This window comes from Chlorobaculum parvum NCIB 8327 (genome assembly GCF_000020505.1).
Classification (GTDB): Bacteria; Bacteroidota; Chlorobiia; order Chlorobiales; family Chlorobiaceae; genus Chlorobaculum; species Chlorobaculum parvum_A.
Genome location: NC_011027.1, coordinates 1,954,917 through 1,968,267, shown reverse-complemented (window position 1 = coordinate 1,968,267; position 13,351 = coordinate 1,954,917). Strand labels below are relative to the sequence as shown.

The 13,351-nt window shown below is 56.1% G+C and carries 16 protein-coding genes; 13 read left to right on the top strand and 3 right to left on the bottom strand.

Annotated elements, in window-relative coordinates; all coding sequences use genetic code 11:
* Window positions 1–102: 102 nt before the first annotated feature.
* The 13 genes from CPAR_RS09100 to CPAR_RS09040 all read left to right on the top strand — a co-directional run bounded on the left by CPAR_RS09100 (window position 103) and on the right by CPAR_RS09040 (window position 11,524).
* Window positions 103–300, top strand: a complete 198-nt coding sequence (locus CPAR_RS09100) for a hypothetical protein (protein ID WP_012503021.1) — start codon at window positions 103–105, stop codon at window positions 298–300.
* 147 nt (window positions 301–447) lie between these two features.
* Window positions 448–960 (top strand): ribosome maturation factor RimP, encoded by a 513-nt coding sequence (rimP, locus tag CPAR_RS09095; RefSeq protein WP_012503020.1) that lies wholly within the window; start codon window positions 448–450, stop codon window positions 958–960.
* A gap of 63 nt (window positions 961–1,023) precedes the next feature.
* The gene (gene nusA / locus CPAR_RS09090; RefSeq protein ID WP_012503019.1) at window positions 1,024–2,589 is read left to right on the top strand and encodes a transcription termination factor NusA; all 1,566 of its coding nucleotides are present in this window, start codon (window positions 1,024–1,026) and stop codon (window positions 2,587–2,589) included.
* An 85-nt stretch (window positions 2,590–2,674) separates the two neighbouring features.
* Window positions 2,675–5,494 carry a translation initiation factor IF-2 gene (gene infB / locus CPAR_RS09085; RefSeq protein ID WP_012503018.1) on the top strand — a complete coding sequence of 940 codons (2,820 nt, stop codon included), beginning with the start codon at window positions 2,675–2,677 and terminating at the stop codon, window positions 5,492–5,494.
* A gap of 19 nt (window positions 5,495–5,513) precedes the next feature.
* Window positions 5,514–5,876 carry a 30S ribosome-binding factor RbfA gene (gene rbfA, locus CPAR_RS09080; protein WP_012503017.1) on the top strand — a complete coding sequence of 121 codons (363 nt, stop codon included), beginning with the start codon at window positions 5,514–5,516 and terminating at the stop codon, window positions 5,874–5,876.
* A 30-nt stretch (window positions 5,877–5,906) separates the two neighbouring features.
* Window positions 5,907–6,629: a tRNA pseudouridine(55) synthase TruB gene (gene truB / locus CPAR_RS09075; protein WP_012503016.1), complete on the top strand. Its 723-nt coding sequence runs from the start codon at window positions 5,907–5,909 to the stop codon at window positions 6,627–6,629.
* A 4-nt stretch (window positions 6,630–6,633) separates the two neighbouring features.
* Window positions 6,634–7,599 carry a bifunctional riboflavin kinase/FAD synthetase gene (locus CPAR_RS09070; RefSeq protein WP_012503015.1) on the top strand — a complete coding sequence of 322 codons (966 nt, stop codon included), beginning with the start codon at window positions 6,634–6,636 and terminating at the stop codon, window positions 7,597–7,599.
* A gap of 55 nt (window positions 7,600–7,654) precedes the next feature.
* Entirely contained in the window at window positions 7,655–7,924 is a 270-nt protein-coding gene (gene rpsO / locus CPAR_RS09065; RefSeq protein WP_012503014.1) for a 30S ribosomal protein S15, read from the top strand.
* Window positions 7,925–8,004: 80 nt separating this feature from the next.
* Window positions 8,005–8,895 (top strand): YicC/YloC family endoribonuclease, encoded by an 891-nt coding sequence (locus CPAR_RS09060; protein ID WP_012503013.1) that lies wholly within the window; start codon window positions 8,005–8,007, stop codon window positions 8,893–8,895.
* Window positions 8,895–9,488, top strand: a complete 594-nt coding sequence (gene gmk, locus CPAR_RS09055; RefSeq protein ID WP_012503012.1) for a guanylate kinase — start codon at window positions 8,895–8,897, stop codon at window positions 9,486–9,488. Before CPAR_RS09060 ends, gmk begins: the two co-directional genes overlap by 1 nt.
* Window positions 9,489–9,500: 12 nt before the next feature.
* Window positions 9,501–9,854: a DNA-directed RNA polymerase subunit omega gene (locus CPAR_RS09050; RefSeq protein ID WP_012503011.1), complete on the top strand. Its 354-nt coding sequence runs from the start codon at window positions 9,501–9,503 to the stop codon at window positions 9,852–9,854.
* Window positions 9,832–10,329 (top strand): VOC family protein, encoded by a 498-nt coding sequence (locus tag CPAR_RS09045; protein WP_012503010.1) that lies wholly within the window; start codon window positions 9,832–9,834, stop codon window positions 10,327–10,329. The genes CPAR_RS09050 and CPAR_RS09045 overlap by 23 nt, the downstream gene beginning before the upstream one ends.
* A 22-nt stretch (window positions 10,330–10,351) precedes the next feature.
* The gene (locus tag CPAR_RS09040; protein ID WP_012503009.1) at window positions 10,352–11,524 is read left to right on the top strand and encodes a 6-phosphofructokinase; all 1,173 of its coding nucleotides are present in this window, start codon (window positions 10,352–10,354) and stop codon (window positions 11,522–11,524) included.
* A 71-nt stretch (window positions 11,525–11,595) separates the two neighbouring features.
* Here the strand turns inward: CPAR_RS09040 and CPAR_RS09035 are convergent, their stop codons facing one another.
* The 3 genes from CPAR_RS09035 to lptC are packed head-to-tail and all read right to left on the bottom strand — an operon-like array spanning window position 11,596 to window position 13,333.
* Window positions 11,596–12,339, bottom strand: a complete 744-nt coding sequence (locus CPAR_RS09035; RefSeq protein WP_012503008.1) for a sugar phosphate nucleotidyltransferase — start codon at window positions 12,337–12,339, stop codon at window positions 11,596–11,598.
* Window positions 12,340–12,372: 33 nt separating this feature from the next.
* Entirely contained in the window at window positions 12,373–12,759 is a 387-nt protein-coding gene (gene panD / locus CPAR_RS09030; protein ID WP_012503007.1) for an aspartate 1-decarboxylase, read from the bottom strand.
* 25 nt (window positions 12,760–12,784) lie between these two features.
* Window positions 12,785–13,333 carry an LPS export ABC transporter periplasmic protein LptC gene (gene lptC / locus CPAR_RS09025; RefSeq protein ID WP_232203894.1) on the bottom strand — a complete coding sequence of 183 codons (549 nt, stop codon included), beginning with the start codon at window positions 13,331–13,333 and terminating at the stop codon, window positions 12,785–12,787.
* Window positions 13,334–13,351 lie beyond the last annotated feature (18 nt).

Sequence of the window (13,351 nt, the reverse complement as noted above, 5' to 3'; positions counted from 1 at the left end):
ATTTGGAGAAGCTTTTCCCGTTCGTTAACATAACCATCCAGACTGTTGTCGTTTCCGGCGGAAGTTCTCCAGAATCCGCCCGTTGTTTCCGGAGTGTCGATCATGTTGAAATTCATTCTTCTTCTCATTGCTTTGTGGCTGGCGGTGCGCTTTGTGAGTCGCCTCGTGCGCCTTACCTTCACCGTTTCCAGGGGCGATCGTTCCGGCGGGTCATCATCGTTTAACTCCTCCAGCCGTCGGACGCAGGTTGAAGAGGCGGAGTACGAGGTGATTGACAGCCAGATCAAGCAAAAGGAGTGAATCGCCGCCGATTGCCCTGTGGGCTGTTTGGCTTGTGTTTGGTTTTTTTGTACATTGTCCGCTGACCGGAGCACTGGATTTTTTCAAGATCGGTTTTTGAAAGTGGGGGATCCCCACTTTTTTGTTTTAGGTAACTTGAGCGAACGTATGGACGAGATGATACGGCGGGCGATCGACGAATCGATTGCCGAAGTTGCGGTGGCGACAGGAAGCGATATTTACCTTGTCGAGGCCGATGTGCGCGGTGGTGGCAGAATCATCGAGTTGACCATCGAGGCCGACAAGGGCGTAAGCATCGACCAGTGCGCAAAGTTGAGCCGAACCATCAGGGCACGCCTTGAAGCCTGCGAAGAGAACCTCATGCTGGCTGCCGGTGATTTCGAGCTTATGGTTTCGTCTCCTGGTATCGGCGAGCCCATCAGGGTTTCGCGTCAGTATCTCCGGCATCTGGGACGGAAGATGAAGGTCGTCTATCTCGATTCCGAAGGAGAGCGTAAAGAGATCGAAGGCAAGCTCACCGAGGCTTCCCTCGAAGGCGAGGAGCCGTCGATTACGATTGAGCCGGTCGTGAAAGGAAAGAAAAAGAAAACAAGCGGACGGGAGCCGTTGACGTTGCGTCTTGCCGACGTCGTCAAGGCGGTCGTTCAGACTGAATGGTAATGGTCAAAACCGGTACGAGCCGGAACGAGTCGCAGACTATTTATAAAACAAGATCACACAGCGATGGCACGAAAGCAGGTTAAGGGTGAAACTCATGATCAGAAGGCGCAGATTGCCAGCGCTTTCGGAGAAATCGAGCAGTCGAAGGTCTTTCTGGACAAACGCTCCGAAAGCGCCGCGGTCAAGATGGATATTGCCGACCTGCTCAAGGAGATCATCCAGAAGCAGCTCAGGAAAGATTACGATCCGGAAGTTGAAGCCAACATCTTCATCAATCCCGAACGCGGCGATTTCGAGGTCTATATCCTGAAAAAAATCGTCGAAGAGGTCGATCTTCCCACTATCGAAATCGGTCTCGACGAAGTTCGCCAGATCGACGATTCGCTTGAGCTGGGTGATTATTACGAGGAAGGACCGATCAAGCTCGACGACTTTCTGACCCGCAAATCGATACAGATCATCAAGCAATCGGTGCAGAAAAAGGTTCGCGATCTGGAGCGCATGGCCGTGTACGAAGACTGCCTTGAGAAGGTCGGTGAAGTGGTTGCCGGCGAGGTGTATCAGGTGCGTTCGAACGAGGTGATTTTTACCTACAACACCTCCAAGGATCATCGCGTGGAGCTGGTGCTGCCGAAGTCGGAGATGATGAAGAAGGACAATCCGCGCCGCACGCCGCACATGAAGCTCTACGTCAAACGCATCGAGCGTGAGAGGGTCAAGGTGCGCAACGATGACGGCACCGTCGAGGAGCGTGAAAAGCCGGATGGCGGCATGAAGGTGATCGTCTCGCGCGTTGATGACCGTTTTCTCTACAAGCTCTTCGAAAGCGAGGTTCCGGAGATTCTCGATGGTTTGATCGTCATCAAGGGCATCGCCCGCGTGCCGGGCGAACGCGCCAAGGTTGCGGTGGAATCGACCAGCTCGCGCATCGATCCGGTTGGCGCCACGGTCGGCTACCGCGGCAAGCGCATTCAGAGCATCGTCAAGGAGCTGAACAACGAGAACATCGACGTCATCTACTACACCGACGAGCCGCAGGTGTTCATCGCCCGTGCGCTGCAGCCGGCCAAGATCGATCCGATGACCGTGCACGCCGACATGAAGACCCGTAAGGCGCGCGTCATGCTCAAGCCCGACCAGATCAAATACGCTATCGGCAAGAACGGCAACAACATCCATCTGGCCGAAAAGCTTACCGGCTATGAAATCGACGTCTATCGCGACGTGATCGATAAATCGCTCGAAGATCCGAACGACATCGACATCATCGAATTCCGCGAAGAGTTCGGCGACGACATGATTTACCAGTTGCTCGACGGCGGTCTTGATACGGCCAAGAAGATTCTGAAAGGCGGCGTCGAAAAGATCGAGGAGGCGTTGCTTGGTACGCAGAAGAGCGAAGAGCTGTTCGTCTTCAACAAGACTCGCAAGCCGGTCAAGCCGAGAGAGCGCCGGATCACCGACGACGAAAAGCGCTACTGGAAGAAGATCGCCGAGACCATTTACCGTACCGTCAGGGAGCAGTTCAACGATGAAGACCTCAAGGCGCTTCTCGATGACAGCCACGAACGGTCGCTCATGGGCGACGGGATCGATCCGGAAGAGATTCGGGACGAAGAAACAAACTGAGAATTAGTACAGGATTTCCGGGCAGGCGTCGGGGCGGCGAGTGTGAAGGAATTCCGGCAAGAGGATAATTATCCAGGAGGAGTCAATGGCCATCGAGGAAAAGCAGAGTAGGTTCCGTATCAGTGATATCGCCAGGGAGCTGCAGGTCAGCCCACGGGAAGTTCTGCAGTTTGTCAAGCAGGAAGGGGGGAAGGTCGCATCCACCTCATCAATGGTTGGTGAGGAAATGCGCGACATGATTTTCGGCAATTTCAGCCAGGAGAAGAAGCTGGTTGATGAGACCCGCAAGATCAGGGCTGAAAAGAAAAAGCGCCTTACCAGGCTCGAAGAGCAGTCGCGGAAGGCCTATGAAAAGGAGCAGCAGCTCAAGGAAAGCCTGAGCAGCGCGCCTTCGCCCGCCCCGGCCGCGCATACGCCCGAACCTGTTAAAGAGCCTTTTGTGGAGATTCCAGCCAGGCATGAGCCTGCGGTTTCTCCTGCTGCCCCTGCTGAACAGCCTGTGATTGCCGAGACGCCCCAGCCGGAATCGCCCAAAGAAGAGGTTGTCGCAACCAAGGCGCCGGAAGCCGAAGCCAAGCCGGTCGAGCAGCCTGAAAAAGCTGCCGAAACCGCGGTCGAGGCTCAGCCGGAAGCCCAGTCGCAACAGGAACCAGGCGCCGAGGAGTCTGCCGAAGCCTCCCAGACTCTGGTGCAGACACTGCCCGATTCGATGAAGACCTACGAAGCTCCGCAGAAGATCGGTGGCCTGACGGTGCTTGGTACCATCGACGTGTCGAGCGGCTCCGATCGCAAGAAGAAATCGCGCAAGAAGAGCTTCAAGGAGAATGCCGCAGAGCTCAAGGACGAGTTTGAAGGCGCGACGTCCGGCTCTTCGGAGGGTGGCGAAGCCGGCCGGAAAAAGGTTGCCAAAGCTGCTGGAGAGGGCGAGTCCACGACCGGTGGCGAGGATGCCAGTGGCAAGAAAAAGAAGGGCAAGAAGAAAAAGAAGGTCGAGGTTGACGACAAAGTCATCTCGAAGAATATCAAAAGCACGATCAGCGGCATGGATGACAGCGGTTCGTCCGGTTCCCGCCAGAAGTTCCGCAAGATGCGCCGCATGGAGCGTGAACGTGAGCTGGAGGAAGCCGAAGCGATGCGCGAGGCCGAAAAGAGCCTCATCAAGGTTACCGAGTATGCTTCGCCGCACGAGCTTGCGGAACTGATGGGCCTGACCGCCAAGGATATTATCCAGAAGTGCTTCACGCTTGGCAAATTCGTTACCATCAACCAGCGTCTCGACAAAGAGACCATCGAGCTGATTGCGATGGAGTTTGGGTTCGATATCGAGTTCACGACCGAAGTCGAGGCCACCACGACCGAAGAGCAGGTTGACAATCCCGAGGATATGAAGACCCGTCCGCCGGTTGTGACCATCATGGGTCACGTCGACCACGGTAAGACTTCGCTGCTCGACTACATTCGCCGAAGCAACGTTGTTGCTGGTGAGTCGGGTGGTATTACCCAGCACATCGGCGCCTACGAGGTGACCGTCGAGGGCGATCGCCAGATCACCTTCCTCGATACGCCGGGTCACGAAGCCTTCACGGCCATGCGTGCCCGCGGTGCGCAGGTGACCGACATCGTTATCCTCGTTGTGGCGGCAGACGACAGCGTCATGCCCCAGACCATCGAGGCAATCAACCACTCCAAAGCGGCCGGCGTGCCGATTGTCGTGGCGCTCAACAAGATCGACAAGCCCGAGGCCAACGTCGACAAGATCAAGACCCAGCTTTCCGAAGCCGGCGTGCTGGTCGAGGACTGGGGCGGCGAGTACCAGTGCCAGGAGATTTCGGCCAAGAAGGGCATCGGCATCAGCGAGCTGATGGAAAAAGTGCTTACCGAGGCTGAAGTCCGCGAGCTGAAAGGCAACTATTCGAGGGACATCATGGCCAGCGGCATCATCGTCGAGTCCGAGCTCGACAAGGGCAAGGGCGTGGTTTCGACCGTGCTGGTGCAGCGTGGCTTCCTGAAGGTTGGCGATCCGTTCGTGGCCGGTAATTCGATGGGCAAGGTGCGCGCGCTTATGGACGAGCGCGGCAAGCGCACTGATGAGGCTGGGCCCTCCACGCCAGTGCGCGTGCTCGGCTTCGAGGATATGCCGCAGTCCGGTGATGTGCTGACCGTCATGGAGTCCGACCGCGATGCCCGCGACCTGGCCCAGAAGCGCCAGATCATCAAGCGCGAGCACGAGTTCCGCCGCAGCACCCGCGTCAAGCTCGACAGCATCGCCCGCCAGATCAAGGAGGGACTCAAGAAGGAACTCAGCGTCATCATCAAGGCCGATACCGACGGCTCGATCCAGGCGCTTGCCGACGGCCTCATGAAGATTCACAACGAAGAGGTCAAGGTGCAGCTCATTCACCAGGGCGTCGGTCAGATCACCGAAACCGACGTGCTGCTCGCCGCCGCTTCGGACGCGATCATCATCGGCTTCCGTGTCCGCCCGAACGTCAACGCCAAGCGGCTTGCCGAGAAAGAGGATCTCGATGTGCGTTTCTACAGCGTTATCTACCACGTGCTCGAAGATGTGGAGAAAGCGCTCGAAGGCATGTTGTCGCCTGAACTGCACGAAGAGAGCCTCGGTTCGATCGAGATCCGCCAGGTCTTCCGCGTGCCGAAGGTGGGTAATGTCGGTGGCGCGTATGTGCTCGACGGCAAGGTGCCGCGCGATGCCAACGTCCGGCTCCTGCGCGACGGCGTGCAGATTTACGAAGGCCAGCTCGACTCGCTCAAGCGCTTCAAGGACGACGTCAAAGAGGTCGACAGCGGTTACGAGTGCGGTCTGAGCCTGAAAGGCTACGACGATATCAAGGTCGGCGACGTGGTCGAGGCTTACAAAATTGTCGAAAAGAAACGCAAACTCTGAGCAAGGAAAGGAAGTCCTGATGTCGATACGAACTGAAAAAGTCGCCTCGCTGTTGCAGCGGGAGTTGAGCGCTATTTTCGAGAAGGAGCTGCCCCGTAGTGGCCCTCTGGCGACCGTGACCGAAGTGAAGGTCACGGCCGATCTGGGCATTGCCAGAGTGTATGTGTCGATCATCGGCTCCGAAGCCCAGCGGGCCGAACTGATGGAGTTCCTGCACACCGAAACCAAGGCGCTTCGCAAGATTCTTTCGTCGAAAATCCGGAACCAGTTCAGGCGAATTCCGGAGCTGGAGTTCTACGAAGACCGCTTGTTCGAGCAGGCTAACCGGATCGAGGAGCTGCTCAAGTCGGTCAGGCGCGGCCCGGCGGAAGAGCAGCTGTAACCGCCCTATCTGTTTCGGAGTACGCTCGTCATGACGCCTCAAACCCCTATGCCCGTTCTGAGTGAAGAGGGCGATTACCTGCTGGTTGACAAACCGCTGGACTGGACGTCGTTCGACGTCGTGGCCAAAATCCGCGGTGCGTACAAACGCAACGGCGCCAAGCGAAAAGTCGGCCACTGCGGAACGCTCGACCCCAAAGCAACCGGCCTGTTGATTCTCGCCACAGGGCGCAAGACCAAGACGATCTCATCGCTGGAAATTCTGGACAAGGGTTACGAAGGCACCATCAGGCTTGGCGCAAAAACAGCCAGCCACGACACGGAGAGCGAGGAGTACGATATCCGCGATGTTTCTGCGCTTGACGAACAGACTATCCGCGAAGCGGCCGCATCGATGGTCGGCGAACGGTTGCAGCAGCCACCGATGCACTCGGCGGTCTGGCACAACGGCAAGCGGCTCTATGAGCTGGCGCGGCAAGGTCATGAGGTCAAGGAGCGCAAAGCGCGCCGTATCGAAATTCACCGTTTCGAGATCACCGGTATCGAGTTGCCCTTCGTTCATTTTTCAATCACAGTTTCCAAGGGCGCCTATATCCGGGTGATTGCCCATGAGCTTGGGGAGCTGCTCGGCGTTGGCGGATACCTTTCAGCTCTCAAACGGGTTTCGATCGGCCAGTACAACCTTTCGGAGGCGATGAGCGTCGATGCCATCGTTGACGAAATAGCCCGTGCCGCTTCGGCTATCGAAGAGTAACACTATGCGCGTCGTTATTTTACAGGGCGAAGAGGTTCATGATGCTGAAACCGGCCAGGTGGTTTCCCTGAAGCCGGAGCCTTCAGCAGTTACCGTCGGCTCGTTCGACGGGCTTCATGTCGGTCATCGCAAAATCATCGGCACCATGATCGACAAGGCGCGGCAGGATGGTCTGAGAAGCGTAGTGGTGACCTTTGATCCGCATCCGAGGCTCGTGCTTGAAAGTAGTTCTGATTGTCAGGTGCAACTCCTGACTACCTTTGACGAGAAGGTCGCGCACTTCAGAACCATGCAGGTTGATCTGTTGTTCGTCATACGCTTTGACCGGGAATTCTCCCGGAAAAGTTCAGCCGATTTCATCCGTGATGTACTGGTGAAGATGCTCGGCGCGCGGCAGGTGACCGTTGGCTACGACCACGGGTTCGGCAGCGACCGGAGTGGCAGCGGAAAAACCCTGCGTCAGCTCGGCGAAGAGCACGGCTTCAGGGTCGAGGTGGTCGGCGAAATCATTGTCGATGGTTCGCCGGTTTCAAGTACCAGAATACGACACCTGCTTGCTGAGGGTCGCATCCGCGAAGCAAACGTCTGCCTTGGAACGCCCTACACCATCAGCGGGGAAGTTGTCAATGGCAAAAAGCTCGGTCGGCAGATCGGTTTTCCGACAGCCAATCTCGAACTGTCTGACCGCTGCAAGCATCTTCCGGCCCACGGCGTTTATGCGGCCAGGGTCACGATCGATGGCCGCGACTGGCCGGTCATGATGAACATTGGCCGTCGTCCGACCGTTGAGGAGCACGGGGCGGTGACTGTCGAAGCGCACATTGTCGGCTTCTCAGGCGAGCTGTATGGAGCTGTACTGGTTTTGCAGCTGCTCGATTTTATCAGGCCTGAGCAATGCTTCGACTCGATCGACGAGCTCAAGGCGCAGCTGCTGGCCGATCAAAAAAAGGCAGAATTATATCTGAAATAATGTTATATTTCAGGCCGTATTTTTTGTTTTTATTTCACAACTAGTTATTACTACCATGGGTCTGGCAAAAGAACACAAAACCGAGATTATTACGAAGTTTGGTGATTCTGCGACGGATACCGGAAAAGCGGAAGTTCAGGTTGCCCTGTTCAGCCGCAGGATCGCCGATCTGACCGGTCACCTTCAGCAGCATCCCAAAGACAAGCACTCACGCCGCGGACTGTTGATGCTGGTCGGCAAGCGCAAACGCGTGCTGAACTACCTCAAGAAAGTCGATATCGAGCGCTACCGCAAGGTGCTTGCCGATCTCGATCTGCGTAAATAAGCAGGAGCGAAATCCCCATACCCGACGCCTGCGGAACCCAGGTTCCGCAGGTATTTTCAAGAATGTAACTGGATCTGCATATGTTGGAAAGCATGACCGGCTATGGCAGTGCCGAGCGCGCGGAAAAAGGCATGAAAGTGCTTGTTGAACTTCGCTCGGTTAACAATCGTTTTGCTGAAATCGGTGTCAAGCTTCCAAGGCAGCTTCTTGCTCGCGAACTCGAAGTCAGGGAGCTGATCCGTGGTAATTTCCAGCGCGGAAAAATATCGGCGTTCGTCCAGCTCCAGCTCGACGAACAGGATGAGCAGCTACCGGTCACGGTCAATGCTGCAAAGGTCAGGGGCTACAAAGCCCTGCTTGAAACCGTCCGGCAGGAGGCCGGTGTCGAGTCTCCGGTGACGCTTGATCATATCCTCCGTTTTTCGGAAATTTTTGAATCCGACAACACCATTCTCGACCGGCCCGATGAGATCTGGCAAATCGCCCAGTCGGCCGTTGTCGAAGCTGTCGAGAAGCTCAAGGAGATGCGCCGCAAAGAGGGCGAGGAGCTTGCCGGTGACTTCACGGTGAGAATCGCCGAGATCGATCGCACGCTTGCCGAAATTCAGGTGATCGCTGCCGATAACCTCGAAACCATTCGCAAGCGTCTCTCTTCCAAGATCATCGCTATTGCCGGCAGGGATGTTGAGTACAGCAGGGATCGGCTCGAAATGGAGATCGTCATGGCTGCCGACAAGCTCGATATTACCGAGGAGTGCACCAGGTTCAACAGCCACAACAAGTTCTTCATCGAGGAGTTGAACAACATGTCGAGCGGTTCTGGCCGCAAGCTCAACTTCCTGTTGCAGGAGCAGCTTCGCGAGGCCAATACTATCGCATCAAAATCCCAGAATGCCGACATCTCCCAAAAGGTGGTGCACATCAAGGAGGAGCTTGAAAAAGTTCGGGAGCAGCTGCAGAACATCGAGTGATGCCAATGAGTGACCAGCAAGATTCCAGACAGGGCCGGCTGATTGTCTTTTCAGCGCCTTCAGGCACCGGCAAGTCCACCGTGGCGAAGCTGGTGATGGAGCGTCTCGGCTGCCTGGAGTTTTCGGTTTCAGCTACCACCCGTGCCATGAGGGCCGGCGAAGAGGACGGGGTCGATTATCATTTTCTGACCCGCGAACGTTTCGAGCAACTCATCGAAGAGGGCGGTTTTATCGAGCACGAGTTCTTTTTCGGCAATTACTACGGAACGCTGCTCGGCAAGACCCGGGAGGCGGTTGACGCAGGCCGGAATCTTCTGTTCGATCTCGATGTGAAGGGGGCTCTGAACCTCAAGAAAATTTTCGGAGAGTGGGCGCTGCTCGTTTTCCTCAAACCTCCGAGCATGGAGGTACTTGCACAGCGGTTGCAGTCACGCAAAAGCGAGGCGCCAGAGGCTCTGGCCATGCGGCTCGAACGGGCGGAGATGGAACTTGCCTGTGCTGATCAGTTCGATTTTGTCGTGGTCAATGACGATCTCGAGCGCACTGTCGATCTTGTCGCTTCGAAGATCGCCCAGTTTCTTCCACAATCATAACGCTCTATTGCAATGTCGGTCAAACCTGTAGATCTGAACAAGCTCAGAAGTACGCATGAAAACCTGTATGAAACCGTCGTGGCCATTTCGAAACGAGCCAGGGAGATTCACGAGGCTGAGCGGTCTGAACTTGAAGAACGCCTTCTTCCTTACAAGGAGATGATCCGGAATCCCACCTCGGAGTCCGAGTCCGAAAAGGTGTTCCCGGAGCAGATCGCTATCAGCGTCGAGTTCGAGTGCCGTGAGAAGCCCTCACAGCAGGCTGTCGCGCAGTACTTCGATCACCAGTACGATTATATTCTCGAAAAACCGGTCGAAACCAAGGCCGCAGAATCAGAGAACGATGATGAAACTGACGGGGATTAACCAGATTACTCTTCGGGTCAACGATGTGCGTTTATCCGAAGAGTTCTACGTTGGCATTCTCGGCTTCCGGGTAGATCACCGGGCCGGGGCCAATATTACCTACCTGCGGCTCAACTCCGATCTTTTCGTGCTGGTCAAGGCTGAAACGCCGGGCACAGCCGACGCCAGAGACATCCGTGTGGATCACTTCGGCTTCCGGCTGGCCTCTGATGCCGAGGTTCGGGAAGCTGCGGTCTATCTCGAAGACCGCGGTGTTCATCTGGTCACTCGTCCGGCGCACCGCCGGGAGGGGCTTGCCTTTTTCGTGATGGATCCCGACGGCAACCTGATCGAATTCTATTCCATGAGAAGCGACGGATTGCATTCGGAGCCGGAGACGCTTGATACCCGTACCTCCAGCCAGATTGCCGCCGATACGCGCAAAAAAGAGGCTGTGGGCGCCGAGCCCAAAAAGCCGAGACGTTCGCGCAAGTAATAACCTTTCAACCCGGCTCTTCATGCATATCGGCATTCTGACCGGAGGGGGTGATGCGCCCGGCATCAATGCGTGCATCAAGACGATCGTGACGATCAGCGCCGAGAGGGGGTACCGGGTTACCGGAATCCGCCGGGGCTGGAATGGCCTGCTGGCTTTCGATGCCTCCGATCCGTCGAGCCGCGAGGAGCATATCGTTGGTCTCGATGCGCAGACTGTTCGGAGAATCGACCGCACTGGCGGCACGCTGCTCCATACCAGCCGGATCCATCCCGGCAACCTCAAAAAGAAAGAGATTCCCCCCTTCCTGCGAAATTCACCGGAGTTGATGGGCTCTGGTCTCCGCCATTCCGGAAACTTCGACCTGACCGATCATGTACTCGGAACCATCGATACGCTTGGTCTCGATGTGCTTATCGTTATCGGCGGCGACGATACCATCGGCTATGCCGAGCATCTGTCACGCAAGGGGGTCAAGGTTATTGCTGTGCCCAAGACGATGGACAACGATGTCTATGGCACCGACTACTGCGTCGGATTCGGCACGGCGGTCACCAGAAGCGTGCAGTATATTCACCAGCTTCGTACCAGCTCCGGCTCGCATGAGCGTATCACGATAGTTGAGCTGTTCGGCCGCAGCACGGGCGAGACCTGCCTGATCAGCTCCTACCTGGCCGGTGTTGACCGCGCGCTTATTCCGGAGGTTCCCTTTGACCCGGAAACCCTCGCCGACTATCTCATTGAAGACAAGGCCGCCAACCCAAGTCGGTATGCCATGCTCACCATCAGCGAGGGGGCCAGGATGGTCGGCAGCAAGATGATCGAATATTGCGGACGCCGCTACGATGGCGATGGAGATGAAACCGCCAGCATCGGGCAACTGACTCGCGAAACCATCTCCATGCTGACCGGGCAGGACGTGATCTGCCAGCCGCTCGGCTATCTGATGCGCTCCGGTATTCCCGACGCGCTCGATCTGATGGTGGGCTTCAATTTCGCCCAGCTTGCCGTGGAGCTGATTGCCGGACAGAGATTCGGCGTTATGGTGGCGCTTCAGAAAGGCGTCTATACAGCCGTGCCGCTCGAAGAGGTGTCGTCCAGCACCAAGCAGGTCGATATCAGCGAACTTTACGATCTGCGCTACTACCGCCCGAAGATGAGGAGTGTTATGGGCAAGCCGATGTTTCTTTATTGAGAAACGGTTGGAGCGGATGCAGTGATCAGGGGGCCGGAAGTTTTGTCAGCAACTTCCGGCCTCTTCGTCTTTTACACGTAGTTGCCGCTCAGCAGGAGCGTTTCGGCTTCCCTGAGCTGTTCGGGGGTGTTGATGCCGCGGATTTCGTTGGGGTCAGCAACTTTGAAAGCGCACACTTTCAGGCCTTTGCCAAAGCAGATACCGAACACGTCGGTCAGGTAGTACTCCTGCTGAGCGTTTTCATTGGTGATGCTGTGCAACGCATCAAACAGCTCGGTAGCGTTGAAGACATAGACGCCAGAATTGATTTCGTTGACCGCTTTCTCTTCGTCGCTGGCATCTTTCTGTTCGACGATTCGTAGCACCTCCTCGCCGTCGCCGCTCCGGATGACTCGTCCGTAGCCGGTCGGGTCGTCAATCTTGGCAGTCAGCACAGTGGCGACGGCCCTGTTCGCGCGATGGAACGCCACTAGCTCTTTCAGCGTGGCGGTGGTGAAGAGCGGGGCGTCACCCGACAGAATGATGATCTCTCCGTCAAACTCCTTCAGCAATGGTTCAGCCTGCATGACCGCATGGCCGGTGCCGTGCTGCGGCTCCTGCAAGGCGTAACGAACGTCAAATTTGCTCGTGGCTTGGCGTACCTTCTCCGACTGGTGACCGGTGATCAGTACGATCATTTCAGGTTCGAGCGCTTGCGATTTTTCGATGACATACTCGACGACCGGTCTACCGTTGGCCTGGTGCAGCACTTTGGGCAGGTCGGACTTCATTCTTGTGCCTTTACCGGCTGCCATGATGACGATTGCCAAACTCATAAAAGGGGTATTTGTCCGGATTTGAAATGATTCTCAGCCGAGATATTCATTGTCTTTGCCGACACGGTGACGGCGTTTCGGGTTGTTCATCCGGTCAACGATCACGATCATCGGTTGCCAGTTGCGTGCCTCCTCGGGCTCCATCTCCGCAAAAGCCATGATGATGATTTCGTCTCCCGGCAGCGCGCAGCGCGCAGCAGCGCCGTTCAACTGGATTTCCCGCAAGCCACGGGTACCTTCGATGATGTAGGTCTCGAAGCGCTCGCCATTATTGTTGTTGACCACAAGCACCTTCTCATTGGCCATCATATCGGCAATTTCAAGCAACTCCTTGTCGATGGTGATGCTGCCCTCGTATTCGAGGTCTCCACTGGTAACAATGGCATTGTGGATCTTCGATTTGAGCATGTGTACTTTCATACTGATGCAACTATGGTCATGATGATTATTGTGATAAGGCCTCACCGCTGGCGTGGAAAATTCTGTACCGTTTCATGGCGTCGTCGCTTTCAAAGCCATAGCCCCGGATGGTTCGGGAGGGGCTGGTGATGGTTACGTATTTGTCTGTCCGGATCATGTGGTCGCTTGCGGAGCGTGTGATGTATTCGGTACGCAGCACCGTCCCGTCATCGGAACGGATGACGACATCGTCAAATGCTTCGATGTCCTGATTATTGTGCACGATTCCGCGTCCTGCCGTGATGGTGGTCGTCGAGCCGTTCGGGTTGACAGTCCGAATGCTGATTCCGCCATCGACATGAATTTCCTTTTTGTCACCTTTGTGGTACTCAGCCGCGTGGCCGGCTTTGATGAGTGTTTTTCTGTGACCGGAATCGGAGATGACAATGGTGATGTCCCAGCTCTCCTGGGCGGGTTGCTCTTGTGAGGACACAACCGGATCCGCACTGCGGCGCTCGTCGACTTGAGCGCCGCAACCGGTTACGGTACTGAACAGTATAGCCAGAAAGAATAGCGTTGTCCGTCGAGAATACAAGGGACTTTCAGAAGAGGG

What these genes read in the sequence shown, in the direction of transcription:
- panD (WP_012503007.1), bottom strand. Translation starts at nt 12,759, where the DNA reads ATGAAAGTACACATGCTCAAATCGAAGATCCACAATGCCATTGTTACC.
- CPAR_RS09050 (WP_012503011.1), top strand. Translation starts at nt 9,501, where the DNA reads ATGTCGGTCAAACCTGTAGATCTGAACAAGCTCAGAAGTACGCATGAA.
- CPAR_RS09070 (WP_012503015.1), top strand. Translation starts at nt 6,634, where the DNA reads ATGCGCGTCGTTATTTTACAGGGCGAAGAGGTTCATGATGCTGAAACC.
- truB (WP_012503016.1), top strand. Translation starts at nt 5,907, where the DNA reads ATGACGCCTCAAACCCCTATGCCCGTTCTGAGTGAAGAGGGCGATTAC.
- nusA (WP_012503019.1), top strand. Translation starts at nt 1,024, where the DNA reads ATGGCACGAAAGCAGGTTAAGGGTGAAACTCATGATCAGAAGGCGCAG.
- rpsO (WP_012503014.1), top strand. Translation starts at nt 7,655, where the DNA reads ATGGGTCTGGCAAAAGAACACAAAACCGAGATTATTACGAAGTTTGGT.
- CPAR_RS09045 (WP_012503010.1), top strand. Translation starts at nt 9,832, where the DNA reads ATGATGAAACTGACGGGGATTAACCAGATTACTCTTCGGGTCAACGAT.
- gmk (WP_012503012.1), top strand. Translation starts at nt 8,895, where the DNA reads ATGCCAATGAGTGACCAGCAAGATTCCAGACAGGGCCGGCTGATTGTC.
- CPAR_RS09100 (WP_012503021.1), top strand. Translation starts at nt 103, where the DNA reads ATGTTGAAATTCATTCTTCTTCTCATTGCTTTGTGGCTGGCGGTGCGC.
- CPAR_RS09035 (WP_012503008.1), bottom strand. Translation starts at nt 12,339, where the DNA reads ATGAGTTTGGCAATCGTCATCATGGCAGCCGGTAAAGGCACAAGAATG.
- CPAR_RS09060 (WP_012503013.1), top strand. Translation starts at nt 8,005, where the DNA reads ATGTTGGAAAGCATGACCGGCTATGGCAGTGCCGAGCGCGCGGAAAAA.
- infB (WP_012503018.1), top strand. Translation starts at nt 2,675, where the DNA reads ATGGCCATCGAGGAAAAGCAGAGTAGGTTCCGTATCAGTGATATCGCC.
- rimP (WP_012503020.1), top strand. Translation starts at nt 448, where the DNA reads ATGGACGAGATGATACGGCGGGCGATCGACGAATCGATTGCCGAAGTT.
- rbfA (WP_012503017.1), top strand. Translation starts at nt 5,514, where the DNA reads ATGTCGATACGAACTGAAAAAGTCGCCTCGCTGTTGCAGCGGGAGTTG.
- CPAR_RS09040 (WP_012503009.1), top strand. Translation starts at nt 10,352, where the DNA reads ATGCATATCGGCATTCTGACCGGAGGGGGTGATGCGCCCGGCATCAAT.